The organism is Pseudomonas sp. LAIL14HWK12:I10 (assembly GCF_900184205.1).
GTDB lineage: Bacteria > Pseudomonadota > Gammaproteobacteria > Pseudomonadales > Pseudomonadaceae > Aquipseudomonas > Aquipseudomonas kermanshahensis.
On record NZ_FXWU01000010.1, the window covers coordinates 209,276 to 222,568 of the forward strand.

The window sequence follows — 13,293 nt, forward strand, 5'->3', positions numbered from 1 at the left end:
AGCACAGCATAGCCAGCTATCACGTCGATAGAAGGGAATCCTTGGCCGATCGTGCAGGTCCTTGCTTAGACTGCCTGTATTCATTGATTCGAGGTTCACATGCCCCCAGCCCATTCCGAAACCGCCACCCCACCCTCGCTGCTGAGCGCCTGGCGGCAACAGGTGCTGACGACCCCCTGGCTCAGCGCCGGCCTGGGGTTGAGCCTGCTGGCGGTGATCGTGCTATTGGCGGCAAGCCTGTGGAACGCGGTCAACGGCGACCATGCCGACAACCTGCACCTGGCGCTGCTGGGCGGTTTGTCCGGCTTTGGCGCCACGGCCCTGGGCGCGGTACTGGCGGTGGTGCTGCGTGATGTGAGTGCGCGCACCCAGGATGTGATGCTCGGCTTTGCCGCCGGCATGATGCTGGCCGCCAGTTCGTTTTCGTTGATTCTGCCGGGCTTGGATGCCGCCCGCGAGATCACCGGCAACGGCCCGGCGGCGGCGTTTACCGTGGTGCTGGGCATGGGCCTTGGGGTATTGCTGATGCTGGGCCTGGACCGCTTCACCCCACACGAGCACGAGAGCACAGGCCCTTGCGGCCCAGAGGCAGAGCGCATCAACCGGGTGTGGCTGTTCGTGTTGGCGATTACCCTGCACAACCTGCCCGAAGGCATGGCGATTGGGGTGAGTTTCGCCAATGGCGACATGAACATCGGCCTGCCGCTGACCAGCGCGATCGCCATCCAGGACATCCCTGAAGGCCTGGCCGTGGCCTTGGCGTTGCGCGCCACGGGGCTGTCGAACATGAAGGCGGCGTTGGTAGCGGTGGGTTCAGGGCTGATGGAGCCGCTGGGTGCGGTGATCGGCCTGGGGATTTCCACTGGTTTTGCCTTGGCTTACCCGATAAGCATGGGGTTGGCGGCGGGGGCGATGATTTTTGTGGTGTCCCACGAGGTGATTCCCGAGACCCATCGCAATGGCCACCAGACGGCGGCGACCCTGGGGTTGATGGGTGGGTTCGGGGTGATGATGTTTCTGGATACGGCGCTGGGCTGAGTTCTTCGACTGCCTGTAGCGGCCTCTTCGCGGTCCGACTTGCCCCGCGAAGAGGCCGGTACAGCCAACCGACAAATCAGACGTGAACCGCGACCTTCAAAGCCTCCAAAGCCGGCTCGGTCTTGATCCCCACCTCAGCCCCCAGCTCCAGCACCCGTGCCAGGTCATGCTGGCCGACCATCACCATCTGCAATTCATCATCCAGCAACTGGCTGAAGTTCAGCAGCACATACCCCCCCGCCTCCTTGTTCAACGCCCCCATCTGCACCTGGATGCGATTGAGCGCGGTCAGTGGCTCGGTGCGCGCCAGCTGCTTGGGTTTGAGGGTGAACGGCACGCTCTTGTCGAACGAGTCGGCGATGTTCTGGAACAGGTCCTGATAGCTGTCAGCCTGGAACAGCACGGTGTCCGGCAGGCTGCCCAGCACGATCCACTCTCCCAGCGGGATAGGGAAAGTGTCGTCGTAGTTGATGTCCGGGTTGGCCGCCAGGAAGGCGACGGGGTCGGCGTAGGCCTGGGCGGCCTCGTCGGCGATGCGCTCGATGTCTTCATCGCGCATGCAACCGGCGCCGATGAGGGTGATGAGTTCGAGCAATTGGTTTTTCATGAAGGGGGCCTGCGACCGGTGAAAAGTCGCCAAGGATAGCCGCAAACGCCCCCGAACAGTTAGCCGGCCAGCGCCTGCAGGCGCGCTACGGCGTCTGCCGCGCCCATGGTTTGCGCGGCCATCAGCGCGGTGGCGCCGCGAGCATCCTGGTGTGCCGGGTCGGCACCTTGGGCCAGCAGGTAGTCGAGGATCTCGCTGCGGTTGAACATCGCCGCCAGCATCAGCGCGGTGCGCCCGTCCTGCGCGGCGGCATCGACCGGCACCCCATGCTCCAGCAGCAAGCGGATCATGGCCAGGTCGCCTTTGAACGCGGCGCCAGCGATTGGCAGTTGGCCATTGTCATTAGCCATCAATGGGTCGGCGCCGTGCTCCAGCAGCACGCGCACCGCGTCATGGTGGCCGTGGTAGCAGGCCAGCATCAACAAGGTGTCGCCCTTGTGGTTGCGCAGGTTGGCAGGCAGGCCACTGGCAAGCAACCGCTCAAGCATCGGGGCGTCACCTTGGCGGGCGCGTTCGAACACCTGCTCGGCGAAGGCGGCGGTTTCGTCATCGGTCATGGCGGCAGGCGAGGGTTGGACGGTGGACATGTTGAACCTCCTGGCAAAAATGGTTGCCCAAGTCTTTGTCAGGCAAGGCCATGCGGTCAAAGGTTCAGATTCTATCGGGCCGATAGGTGGCCGGCAGGCCGTGCAAAATGCACTGTGCAAAATGCACGACCTTGCAGGTTGCACGAAGAGATCCTTACGACATCATCGCAAGCCATTGAATTCAAAGGATTTTTGACTTAATCAGTTTCTGGCACGGTCACTGCAACCATCAACTCACGTCTGCCACACAACAGTCAGGAGTTGATATGGACCTCATCCAGGAAAAGTTCGTCTCGGTGTTTTCGGCCTACCAGGTCGCAACCCAGCCCCGCCCCGATGGTGGTGTCTTGCTCACCCTGCGCGCCGCTGATGGCAAGGTTACCCGCCGCGTGTTGACCTACGGCCAACTGCACAGCGCCGAGCAGCTGTCCTGGGCGATCAGCGCCATCCGCCGTGACCTGGCTGAACAGGCCAGCGAGCTGCCGGTGATTTCGATGCTGCAGAGCCAGCAGCGGTTTGCCTTGCCGACCTATCGTTGATTGCCAGCACCGGCCTTTTCGCGGGCAAGTCGGACCGCCGCACCGCCGCTCCCACAGGAATACCACTGACCTGTAGGAGCGGCGGTGCGGCGGTCCGACTTGCCCCGCGAAGAGGCGCGCCGAAGCATTACAGCTCGTCGATCCCTAAAAACGCCCGGGCAGTCTCATCCCCGGTCAACCGCGCCTGCAGCCCCTGCTCACTGCCAAACAACCGCAGCGCCAGGCAGAACGGCGTCTCGCCCAGCTCAACCCAACGCCGCGTGCCTGCCGGCACCACCAGCTGATCGCCCTTCTCGCACAGCACCGAATACACGAACTCGCCCAAGCGCAAACCCACTTGCGCCCGCCCGCTAACCACAGCGAACACCTCTTCGGCGTCATGCACATGCTCGTCACGTACATCCGCCTGTGCCGGGTCCACCCCGTCACGGTTGAGCAGTGTGAAGGCCGCACTGCCGTGGCCGGTCATCAACCGGTCGAGGTGCTCCCTGCAAGCTGCCATCACCTCGTCCTCCGCACTGCCAGGGCGAACCCGCAGCGCAAGCGGGTGATGAACAAAACGCACGCCCTGCTCGGCCAGTGTCGCGGCAATGTCGTCGTGGTGGGTCAGCAGCTTGTTCGGCAGGCCTGGGCTGGACGGGTGGAAAACGCTGAGGGTACTCATCAGTGGCGGGTCCTGGTCGATTGCGAACAAAGGGCAATGATAACGGCTGCGGCCAAGGCTGCGGCGCTGGCCATACCAAAGGTGAAGGTCGGCCCCAGCAGTTTCCAGCTGTAGCCCGAGTACAAGGCGCCCAGCGCACCGCCGGTGCCAGATAACGCCGCGTACAACGCCTGGCCCTGGCCTTGCTGGCGAGCGCCGAAGCTGGCCTGGACGAACGCGATGCAGGCGGCATGGAAGCAGCCAAAGGTGGCCGCGTGCATCACCTGGGCCAGCACCAGCACCGCCGGGTCATCGGCCAGGTTGCCGAGCAGCAGCCAGCGCAAAGACGCCAGCAGGAAACTGGCCAGCAACACCCGCTGCACGGAAAACCGCGCAAAAATGCGGCTCATGGCCATGAACACCAGCACCTCGGCCACCACCCCCAGCGCCCATAAAAGGCCGATGGCGCCGCGGCTGTAGCCCAGGTGTTCCAGGTGCAGGGTAAGGAAGGTGTAGTACGGCCCGTGGCTGAGCTGCATCAGCGCCACGCACGCATAAAACGCGATAACCCCAGGTGCCCGCAGTTGCTGTAAAAAGCCGCCCGCCCCGCTGCGCTCGCCCTGCTCCAGCGGCTGGGCATTGGGCACCCACAGGCTGGCGAGGACGATGCCCGCCATGATCGTCACCAGGGCGACCGGGTAGATGTCCAGGCTGAGCCATTCGAACAAGCGCCCCAAGCCCACCACCGTGAGGATGAAACCGATCGAACCCCACAGGCGGACCTGGCTGTAGCGGGCGGTTTGCCCGTGCAGGTGCGCCAGGGTGATGACTTCGAATTGCGGCAGCACCGCGTGCCAGAAGAACGCGTGCAGGGCCATGACCAGCGCCAGCCAGGCGTAGCTCTTGCCGAAGAAGATCAGGGCGAAGCTGGCCAGCGTGCACAACGCGCCCAGGCGCACGATCAGCAGGCGCTGGCCGGTGCGGTCGCCCAACCAACCCCACAGGTTGGGGGCGACGCAGCGCATCAGCATGGGGATGGCCACCAGCTCGCCGATGCGCGCCGGGGAGAAACCCAAGTGGTCGAAGTACAGCGCCAGGAAAGGGGCTGTGGAGCCCAGCAGGGCGAAGTAGAAGAGGTAGAAGCTGGACAGGCGCCAGTAGGGGATTGGGGGCATGGGGGCTCAGCCAGATTGGTTGTTGCCTGTGCCGGCCTCTTCGCGGGTAAACCCGCTCCCACAGGTTAGGTGCAGGCCCTGAGGGCAGCACAGTACCTGTGGGAGCGGGTTTACCCGCGAAGAGGCCGGCACTGACGAATCAAAGCTGGCCCAGCACCGGCGTACTGACCTTCACGTCGGCATTCTGTGCGCGGTGGCGCAGCAGGTGGTCCATCAGGGCGATGGCCATCATCGCTTCGGCGATCGGCGTGGCACGGATGCCGACACAGGGGTCATGACGGCCCTTGGTGATCACGTCCACCGGGTTGCCCTCCACATCGATGGAACGGCCCGGCGTGGTGATGCTGGAGGTCGGCTTCAGCGCCAGGTGCGCAACGATCGGCTGGCCCGAGGAAATTCCCCCCAGGATGCCGCCGGCGTTGTTGCTGAGGAACCCTTCCGGGGTCAGCTCGTCACGGTGCTCGGTACCGCGCTGGGCGACACTGGCAAAGCCAGCGCCAATCTCGACGCCCTTGACCGCGTTGATGCTCATCAGCGCATGGGCCAGTTCCGCGTCGAGGCGGTCGAAGATCGGCTCGCCCAGGCCTGGCATCACGCCTTCGGCCACGACGGTGATCTTCGCCCCGACCGAATCCTGGTCGCGGCGCAGTTGGTCCATGTAGGCCTCGAGTTCCGGCACCTTGTCCGGGTCGGGGCTGAAGAAGGCGTTGTGCTCGACCGACTCCCAGGTCTTGAACGGAATCTCGATTGGGCCCAGCTGGCTCATGTAGCCACGCACGGTGATGCCCTGGGTGGCCAGGTACTTCTTGGCGATGGCCCCTGCCGCGACACGCATGGCCGTTTCGCGGGCCGAGCTGCGGCCGCCGCCGCGGTAGTCACGCTCACCGTACTTGTGGTGGTAGGTGTAGTCGGCGTGCGCCGGGCGGAACAGGTCCTTGATCGCCGAGTAGTCCTTGGACTTCTGGTCGGTGTTGCGGATCAGCAGGCCGATCGAGCAGCCGGTGGTGCGGCCTTCGAACACACCGGAGAGGATCTCGACCTCGTCCGGCTCCTGGCGCTGGGTGGTGTGCCGGCTGGTGCCAGGCTTGCGCCGGTCGAGGTCGTGCTGCAGGTCGGCCAGGGAGATCTCCAGGCCCGGCGGGCATCCATCGACAATGGCGACCAACGCCGGGCCATGGCTTTCGCCTGCGGTGGTGACAGTGAACAGCTTGCCGTAGGTATTGCCGGACATGGACGCTCCGCGAGTCTGCCTGAGGTGAACGAAAGCGGCAGTATACGGAAAAATACCGAGGGATTGGTTGTCTGTGCGGGCCTCTTCGCGGGTAAACCCGCTCCCACAGGGTGGCCCCTAGCCTGAAAGCAGAGATGTTCCTGTGGGAGCGGGTTTACCCGCGAAGAGGCCAGCACAGGCAACTACCCACCGAACCTTCCCACAAACATTGGGTCAAACCGACATCTCCCCACCGTAGTACCCCATGATGCCGCGCCTCGTCGCCTTGTTGTTCATGCTCTGTGCTGGCCTCGCCCAGGCCGCCTCCCCCACCGTCTTGCAGCGCCCCATCGACCTCGACACCGGCCAGGGCGTGCTGCACGGCAGCTTGCTGCTGCCACAACAGGCCACGCCGCCCCCGGTGGTGTTGATCATTGCGGGCTCCGGCCCCACCGACCGAGACGGCAACAACCCGGCCACGGGGCGTGTCGACAACCTCAAGCGGCTGGCCCTGGTGCTGGCCAACGACCACATTGCCAGCGTGCGCTATGACAAGCGCGGCGTGGCCGCGAGCCAGCCGGCCACGCCCGATGAGCGTGACCTCAGCGTCGAGCGCTATGTCGCCGATGTGGTTGCCTGGAGCCACAAGCTCAAGGCCGACCCGCGGTTCGGCCCGCTGATTCTGGTGGGCCACAGCGAAGGCGCGCTGATCGCCAGCCTCGCCGCCGAACAGGCAGGTGCCAGCGCGGTGATCACCTTGGCCGGCGTCGGCCGCCCGTTGGCCGACGTACTGCGCGAGCAGCTGGCCCAGCGCCTGCCGCCCGCCCAATTGGCCCGTGGCAGTGACTTGCTCGACCGCCTGCAGGCTGGGCAGACCAGCCTGGATGTGCCCGCGCCGCTGCGCCAGGTGTTCCGCCCCAGCGTGCAGCCGTACCTGATTTCGCTGTTCCGGCAGAACCCAGCGGCGGCGTTCGCGCAATTGCCGATGCCGGCGCTGATCGTCCAGGGCCGCAACGACGTGCAGGTCGACGTAACGGATGCCGAGCGCCTCAAGGCTGCAAAACCGGATGCGCAACTGGTGCTGATCGATGGCATGAACCACATGCTGCGCATCAGCCCCAAGGCCATGAGCGAACAGCGTGACAGCTACCTCAACCCCGAGCTGCCACTGGCCCGTGAGCTGGGGGAGCGGATCGTCACGTTCATCCAGCATTTGCCATCGGCCTGACCCTCAGGTCTTGGCCGGGGCTGCCGATAAGGCGGTATTGGCGGCGAATCCGGGGCCGCGTTGGCGGCCCATCGCCGGCAAGCCGGCTCCCACAGGTGCAGCAGTGCCCTTGAGAGCAGCGCGCCCTTGGTGGGAGCTGGCTTGCCAGCGATGGGCTGCGCAGCAGCCCCATTTGTCGCATGCCCGAACCTAAGGACAGCCCCCATGACAATTGCCCCCGCCGCCCAAGAGCCGGCCGACGAGCCACAACCCCAGGACGGCGCCGCGCTGCCTTGGGCCGACCTTGCCGCCGAACACTTCCAGCTGTTGCGCCTGGCCCCCTTGCCCACCGACCGCGCCACCGGCGCCCGCCCCCTGCGCTTTGTGCAGTTCGGCTACGCCGAGCGCCACGACAAAGCCCACAGCCTGCTGCGCATGGAAATCCAGCTGCCAGGGCAAAAGGTGCGTAAAGAGCAGAACCACTTGGATATCCGCGTCGACCACGCCGAACGCCTGGTGCGCATTGGCAGCGACCAGGGCCTGCAGCTGGAACCCCTGAACCGCGGTATCGGCCGCTTCATGCTGGCCCAGGCCGTGCAATGGTTGCAGCGCAGGTGGTCGCATTACCGGGTCGAAGGCATGGCACTGCCGAGCAAGGATGCCCTGAGCGAGGATTCACGCCTGCGCCGGGACCAATTCTTGCGCGGGGTGGGTATCGAAGTGGAGTACGAAGACCCTCAGCACCTCAAAGGCCGTACCGTTGAAGCCACGGTGGGCCAGCTGAAAGGCGCCTGGAGCAGCGAGCGTCTGCAGCGGGTGGAAATTCTCGATGCGGCCAACTTGCTGCAGCAGGCCGATCAACAGCTGCAGGAAATGGAAGGCCAACTGCGCGAACGGGATGAGCGGGTGGCCAAGTACCGGCGTGAAGATGGCGGGTTGCGCTTTACCATCACCTGCCTGGTGGCGTTTGCGATGTTTCAGGCGGGGCTGCTGATCTGGATTGCTACCCGCTGAGACCGTGGCGCCTGCTTCGCGGGTAAACCCGCTCCCACAGGTGCAGCACTGGCCTTGAGAACGGCGCTGTACCTGTGGGAACAACTGCTTGTGTTGCTTGTTCCGGCCACATCGCCGGCAAGCCACACAGGTGCAGCACTGGCCTTGAGAACGGCGCTGTACCTGTGGGAGCCGGCTTGCCGGCGATGGGCTGCAAAGCAGCCCCCACTCAAACCCGGGCTTTGAACAGCTCTTGATGCTGCCGGCACTGCTCAGCCGTCAGCATGAACACCCCATGCCCGCCCCGCTCGAATTCCAGCCAGGCGAAATCCACCTCGGGGTACAGCGACTCGACATGCACCTGGCTGTTGCCCACTTCGACAATCAGCAACCCTTTGTCGGTCAGGTGGTCAGCCGCCTCGGCCAACATCCGCCGCACCAGGTCCAGGCCATCGTTACCGCAGGCCAGGCCCAGCTCAGGCTCGTGGTGATACTCGGCCGGCATGTCGCCAAAATCTTCGGCATCGACATACGGCGGGTTGGACAGGATCAGGTCGAAGCGCTGCCCTGGCAGGCCATCGAAACCATCGCCCTGCACGGTGTAGACGCGCATGTCCAGGCCGTGACGCTCGATGTTCTGGTTCGCCACTTCAAGGGCATCGAACGACAGATCGCCCAGCACCACTTCGGCCTCGGGGAACACTTCGGCCGCGACGATGCCGATGCAACCAGACCCGGTGCACAGGTCCAGAATGCGCGCAGGCTCTGCCGCCAGCCACGGCTCGAAACGTTTTTCGATCAGCTCGCCAATCGGCGAACGGGGCACCAGCACGCGCTCGTCGACAATGAACGACATGCCACAGAACCACGCCTCGCCCAGCAGGTAGGCGGTGGGCACGCGTTCTTCGATGCGCCGCTTGAGCAGGTGCTGCAGGCGCACGCGTTCGTCGTCCTCGAGCATGCAGTCCAGGTAGCTGTCGGCCACCTCCCATGGCAAGTGCACGGCGCCCAGCACCAGCAGGCGGGCTTCGTCCCAGGCGTTGTCGGCACCGTGGCCGAAGAACAGCTCGCGCTCGTGGAAGCGGCTGACCGCCCAGCGAATGTAGTCGCGCAGCGTGCGCAGACGGGATGTGATCACGGGGGTACTCCTAATTCAGACCGTACAAAAGTCTAACAGCCCAACCCGCACATTTGTTCCTTGGCGTTCCCCAAAGGGTAGCCACAGGCCAGTAACCACGCTGTTTGCGATGTCAACCATTCCCATTGACGCCAAGGCAAGGGACAATAGGTATACAAAAGCCCTTCCAAGGAGCCCTTGATGTCCGTTCCAACCACGATGTTCCGCCTCACTGGCCGCGACTACCCGCCGGCCAAGCTGAGCCACGCCAGCCTGATCATCATCGATGCGCAAAAGGAGTACCTCAGTGGTCCCCTGGCACTGTCGGGCATGGACGAGGCCGTGGCCAACATCGCCCGGTTGCTCGATGCCGCGCGCAAGAGCGGCCGTCCGATCATCCACGTCCGTCACCTGGGCACTGTCGGTGGCCGTTTCGACCCACAAGGCAGCGGTGGCCAGTTCATCCCTGGGCTGGAGCCACTCGAAGGCGAAACTGTCATCGAAAAGCGCATGCCTAACGCGTTCAAGAACACCAAGCTGCACGACACCCTGCAGGCGCTGGGCCACCTGGACCTGATCGTCTGCGGTTTCATGAGCCACTCCAGCGTCAGCACCACCGTGCGCCGCGCCAAGGACTATGGTTATCGGTGCACCCTGGTGGAAGACGCCTCGGCGACCCGCGACCTGGCGTTCAAGGACGGGGTCATCCCGGCCGCACAGATTCACCAGTGTGAAATGGCCGTGATGGCCGACAACTTCGCCTGTGTCGCCCCTACCGCCAGCCTGATCTGATTCAGGGCGGGTAACGACCGCCCGGCAGCCGGGCGGAACCCAAAGGGCGAGCGCAGGTCGAATTCCGGATATCCACAGAGGAAATCGGAATGAAGCTCAAAGGCAGTTTCGACGCCAAACGCCTGCGCACGCGCGAACCGCGCAATTGGGGCGCACGCCTGGCTGCCGGCCTGTCCGCCTTGCTGGCAACGCTGGGTGTGCTGCTGGCCATGGCCGGCATCGCCGGCCTGCTGGGCAATTACCCGGCCCTGCAAGAACTCAATGCCAACAAACCGCTGGCCAGCATCCTCACCGGGGCTGGCTTGCTGTTGCTGTGGCTGGGCGTGCGCTTCTGGCGGCGCAGCCGTATTCGCCTGCGTCGCGGGCGGGAATTGAACCTGTCGCCGCACTTGATGAAAAAACACGACTGACTCTTTTGTATCGCCTGTGCGGGCCTCTTCGCGGGTAAACCCGCTCCCACAGGTACTGTGCTGCCCTCAGGGCCTTCACCTAACCTGTGGGAGCGGGTTTACCCGCGAAGAGGCCCGCACAGGCTGCACACAGCCCCACAGTCGCGTAAACTACGCCGCCCACGTGGAGGCATCATGCAAGACGACGACTTTTCCCTGTTCCATGCCGAAGTGCGCGGCGTCAAGCCGATCAAGCACGACCGTGCCGAGGTCGGCAAACCCAAGGCCGACCGCAAGCAGCTGGCCGGCCTGCGGCAGGCGGCTACCGTGCGCAGCGACAAGGCACTGGTGATCGACGGCATGTCCGACCAGTTCGTCATCGACGTTGGCGCCGAAGACGAACTGATGTGGCGCCGTGACGGCGTGCAGGAAACCCAGCTGCGCAAACTCAAGCTCGGCCAGATTGCCTTCGAGGGCAGCCTCGACCTGCACGGCATGACCGTCGAGAAAGCCCGTGAAACACTCTGGGACTTCATCGCCGAGGCCACCAAGCTGGAAGTGCGCTGTGTCCGCGTCACCCACGGCAAGGCCGCGCGCCTCGACGGCAAGCGCCCGATGATCAAGAGTCACGTCAACACCTGGCTGCGCCAGCACCCGCAAGTGCTCGGTTTTGCCTCGTGCAACCCGCGCCATGGCGGCACCGGCGCGGTGTATGTGATGCTTAAACGAACCATGCTCGAAGGACGCGACGAGTAACGCCGCGCTTGCAGCGCCGCCCTTGCCGCCGTACCCTTCGTTTTTGCGATTTTTCCCACAGGTAGATACATGTCCCTGGAACAGAACTACACCGAGATTCTCAGCCAGATCGGCGAGGACGTCTCCCGTGAGGGCCTGCTCGACACGCCCAAGCGGGCTGCAAAGGCCATGAAGTACCTTTGCCGCGGTTATGAGCAGACGCTGGAAGAAGTCACCAACGGCGCGCTGTTCACCTCCGACAACAGCGAGATGGTACTGGTCCGGGACATCGAGCTGTACTCGATGTGCGAGCACCACATGCTGCCCTTCATCGGCAAGGCGCACGTGGCCTACCTGCCCAAGGGCAAGGTGCTGGGCCTGTCGAAGGTGGCACGCATCGTCGACATGTACGCACGCCGCCTGCAGATTCAGGAAAACCTCAGCCGCCAGATCGCCGAAGCGGTCGAGAAGGTAACAGGCGCTGCTGGCGTGGCCGTGGTCATCGAAGCCAAGCACATGTGCATGATGATGCGCGGTGTCGAGAAGCAGAATTCGAGCATGATCACCTCGGTGATGCTGGGCGAATTCCGCGCCAACGCCGCCACCCGCAGTGAGTTCCTCAGCCTGATCAAGTGATTGGCTGGTTACCCTGAGCCGACCCTGCTGGGTCGGCTTTTTCTTTTCAGGAGTTGCCCATGATCGTCAAAGCCCTGCGGGTTGGCCTCGGCCAGCTCATCGTGTTCGGCGACTGGATCAGCCGCCCGGCCAAGCGCAAGCGCGATGCCGCCGCCCAGGCGCGTGTCGAGCAAGCGGCCAGTGGCCTTGCGCTGTACCAGTTCCATGCCTGCCCGTTCTGCGTCAAAACCCGCCGCACCCTGCACCGCTTGAACGTGCCAGTGGCGCTGCGTGACGCCAAGAACGACTCAGAGCATCGCCAGGCGCTGCTGGAAGGTGGTGGCCGCGTGAAAGTGCCATGCCTGCGCATCGAGGAAGAAGGCAAGGTGAGCTGGATGTATGAGTCCAAGGCCATCATTGCCTACCTGGACAAGCGTTTCGCCTGACCTGGCACCGCTTGGGCTGACCTTGTACTTCTTCGGCTGACCTTGTACTTCTTCGGCTGGCCTTGTACTTCTTCGGCTGGCCTTGTACTTCTTCGGCTGACCTTTTACTTCTTCGGCTGACCTTGTACTTCTTCGGCTGACCTTGTACCTCTTCGGCTGACCTTGTACTTCTCTGGCTGACGTTGTACTTCTTCGGCTGACCTTGTACTTGTAGGAGCAGCCTTGTGCTGCGAAGAGGCCGGTGCAGGCTGAGGATATCTCTGTGGCTTGCACCGGCCTCTTCGCAGCACAAGGCTGCTCCTACAATGAATTGTGCCAAGGCAAGAAATTGCGCCCGGGCAGGGCATTGTGCCAAGGCAAGAAATTGCGCCCGGGCAGGGAATTGCGCCAGGCAAGGAATTGCGCCCAGGCGGGGAATTGCGCCAGGCAAGGAATCGCGCCCAGGCGGGGAATCGCGCCCGGGCTAGTCGAATAGGCTCAGCCCACCATCGGCACATGCCGTGGATGGCTGGCCACGCGCTCCAGCCAGGCCCTGACCGCCGGGTAATCCGTCAGGTCGAACCCACCCTGCTGCGCCACATGGGTGTAGGCATACAACGCCACGTCGGCAATCGAATACTGCTGCCCCACCAGGTACGGCGTCATCTGCAACTGCCGCTCCATCACCTTCAGCGCCTTGTACCCGCCCTTGTGCAGCTTGCGGTACTCCTCCAGCCGATCATCCGGCAACCCCAGGTAAAACTGGATGAACCGCGCCACGGCAATATACGGCTCATGGCTGTACTGCTCGAAAAACTGCCACTGCAAGACCTGCGTGCGCAACCGCGGCTCAGTGGGCAGGAACTCGCTGCCGTCGGCGAGGAAGTTGAGGATGGCATTGGATTCCCACAGGTACGTGCCGTCTTCCAGCTCCAGCACCGGCACCTTGCCATTGGGGTTCATCGCCAGAAATTCAGGCGTCTCGGTTTCGCCTTTTAGAATATCCACCGGGTGCCACTCATACGGCCGGCCCAGCAGGCTCAGCATCAGCTTGACCTTGTAACAGTTGCCCGACTGGTAATCGCCATAGACCTTGTACATCACCCCTCCCCTCCCATGCAGTTGCGCATTCGTGCCCAATAGTTGGCGACTGTACGGCTAAAAGCAATGGCCGCTGTATGGCAAGGATCAACCTTGCTCGCGTTAGTCTGAAAAAACTGC

16 protein-coding genes are annotated in these 13,293 nt (G+C 63.8%); 9 read left to right on the forward strand and 7 right to left on the reverse strand.

Annotated features, from left to right (window positions below; all coding sequences use genetic code 11):
• Positions 1-99 precede the first annotated feature (99 nt).
• Complete coding sequence (locus QOS90_RS21870) at positions 100-1,038, forward strand: ZIP family metal transporter (protein WP_027596019.1); 939 nt, start codon at positions 100-102, stop codon at positions 1,036-1,038.
• A gap of 76 nt (positions 1,039-1,114) precedes the next feature.
• Here the strand turns inward: QOS90_RS21870 and QOS90_RS21875 are convergent, their stop codons facing one another.
• Both QOS90_RS21875 and QOS90_RS21880 read right to left on the reverse strand, forming a co-directional pair.
• A complete protein-coding gene (locus tag QOS90_RS21875; protein ID WP_027596018.1) occupies positions 1,115-1,645 on the reverse strand; it encodes a hypothetical protein in 531 nt (176 codons plus the stop codon).
• A 59-nt stretch (positions 1,646-1,704) separates the two neighbouring features.
• Positions 1,705-2,232 (reverse strand): ankyrin repeat domain-containing protein, encoded by a 528-nt coding sequence (locus QOS90_RS21880; protein WP_027596017.1) that lies wholly within the window; start codon positions 2,230-2,232, stop codon positions 1,705-1,707.
• 266 nt (positions 2,233-2,498) lie between these two features.
• On the opposite strand from QOS90_RS21880, the gene QOS90_RS21885 reads away from it, so the two are divergent.
• The gene (locus QOS90_RS21885) at positions 2,499-2,771 is read left to right on the forward strand and encodes a DUF3509 domain-containing protein (RefSeq protein ID WP_027596016.1); all 273 of its coding nucleotides are present in this window, start codon (positions 2,499-2,501) and stop codon (positions 2,769-2,771) included.
• A 127-nt stretch (positions 2,772-2,898) separates the two neighbouring features.
• Here QOS90_RS21885 and QOS90_RS21890 read toward each other — a convergent pair whose 3' ends face one another.
• The 3 genes from QOS90_RS21890 to aroC all read right to left on the reverse strand — a co-directional run bounded on the left by QOS90_RS21890 (position 2,899) and on the right by aroC (position 5,820).
• Entirely contained in the window at positions 2,899-3,435 is a 537-nt protein-coding gene (locus tag QOS90_RS21890) for an oxidase (protein ID WP_085273718.1), read from the reverse strand.
• The gene (locus tag QOS90_RS21895) at positions 3,435-4,589 is read right to left on the reverse strand and encodes an MFS transporter (protein WP_085273719.1); all 1,155 of its coding nucleotides are present in this window, start codon (positions 4,587-4,589) and stop codon (positions 3,435-3,437) included. The genes QOS90_RS21890 and QOS90_RS21895 overlap by 1 nt, the downstream gene beginning before the upstream one ends.
• A gap of 139 nt (positions 4,590-4,728) precedes the next feature.
• The gene (aroC, locus tag QOS90_RS21900; protein ID WP_027596013.1) at positions 4,729-5,820 is read right to left on the reverse strand and encodes a chorismate synthase; all 1,092 of its coding nucleotides are present in this window, start codon (positions 5,818-5,820) and stop codon (positions 4,729-4,731) included.
• Between the two features lie 244 nt (positions 5,821-6,064).
• Between aroC and QOS90_RS21905 the strand changes: the two genes are divergently transcribed.
• Positions 6,065-7,027, forward strand: a complete 963-nt coding sequence (locus QOS90_RS21905; RefSeq protein WP_085273720.1) for an alpha/beta hydrolase — start codon at positions 6,065-6,067, stop codon at positions 7,025-7,027.
• 204 nt (positions 7,028-7,231) lie between these two features.
• Positions 7,232-8,020 carry a hypothetical protein gene (locus QOS90_RS21910; RefSeq protein ID WP_027596011.1) on the forward strand — a complete coding sequence of 263 codons (789 nt, stop codon included), beginning with the start codon at positions 7,232-7,234 and terminating at the stop codon, positions 8,018-8,020.
• Between the two features lie 208 nt (positions 8,021-8,228).
• On the opposite strand, the gene prmB is transcribed toward QOS90_RS21910, so the two are convergent.
• The gene (prmB, locus tag QOS90_RS21915; RefSeq protein WP_085273721.1) at positions 8,229-9,137 is read right to left on the reverse strand and encodes a 50S ribosomal protein L3 N(5)-glutamine methyltransferase; all 909 of its coding nucleotides are present in this window, start codon (positions 9,135-9,137) and stop codon (positions 8,229-8,231) included.
• Between the two features lie 180 nt (positions 9,138-9,317).
• Here prmB and QOS90_RS21920 point away from each other — a divergent pair, with 180 nt between their 5' ends.
• The 5 genes from QOS90_RS21920 to QOS90_RS21940 all read left to right on the forward strand — a co-directional run bounded on the left by QOS90_RS21920 (position 9,318) and on the right by QOS90_RS21940 (position 12,093).
• On the forward strand, positions 9,318-9,908 hold the full coding sequence (locus tag QOS90_RS21920; RefSeq protein WP_085273722.1) for a cysteine hydrolase family protein: 591 nt from the start codon (positions 9,318-9,320) through the stop codon (positions 9,906-9,908).
• A gap of 89 nt (positions 9,909-9,997) precedes the next feature.
• Complete coding sequence (locus QOS90_RS21925; RefSeq protein ID WP_027596008.1) at positions 9,998-10,318, forward strand: hypothetical protein; 321 nt, start codon at positions 9,998-10,000, stop codon at positions 10,316-10,318.
• A gap of 174 nt (positions 10,319-10,492) precedes the next feature.
• Entirely contained in the window at positions 10,493-11,053 is a 561-nt protein-coding gene (locus QOS90_RS21930) for a Smr/MutS family protein (RefSeq protein ID WP_027596007.1), read from the forward strand.
• 69 nt (positions 11,054-11,122) lie between these two features.
• Positions 11,123-11,668 carry a GTP cyclohydrolase I FolE gene (folE, locus tag QOS90_RS21935; protein WP_027596006.1) on the forward strand — a complete coding sequence of 182 codons (546 nt, stop codon included), beginning with the start codon at positions 11,123-11,125 and terminating at the stop codon, positions 11,666-11,668.
• Between the two features lie 59 nt (positions 11,669-11,727).
• The gene (locus tag QOS90_RS21940; RefSeq protein ID WP_085273723.1) at positions 11,728-12,093 is read left to right on the forward strand and encodes a glutaredoxin; all 366 of its coding nucleotides are present in this window, start codon (positions 11,728-11,730) and stop codon (positions 12,091-12,093) included.
• Positions 12,094-12,570: 477 nt separating this feature from the next.
• On the opposite strand, the gene QOS90_RS21945 is transcribed toward QOS90_RS21940, so the two are convergent.
• Positions 12,571-13,173, reverse strand: a complete 603-nt coding sequence (locus QOS90_RS21945) for a glutathione S-transferase family protein (RefSeq protein ID WP_085273724.1) — start codon at positions 13,171-13,173, stop codon at positions 12,571-12,573.
• Positions 13,174-13,293: the final 120 nt, after the last annotated feature.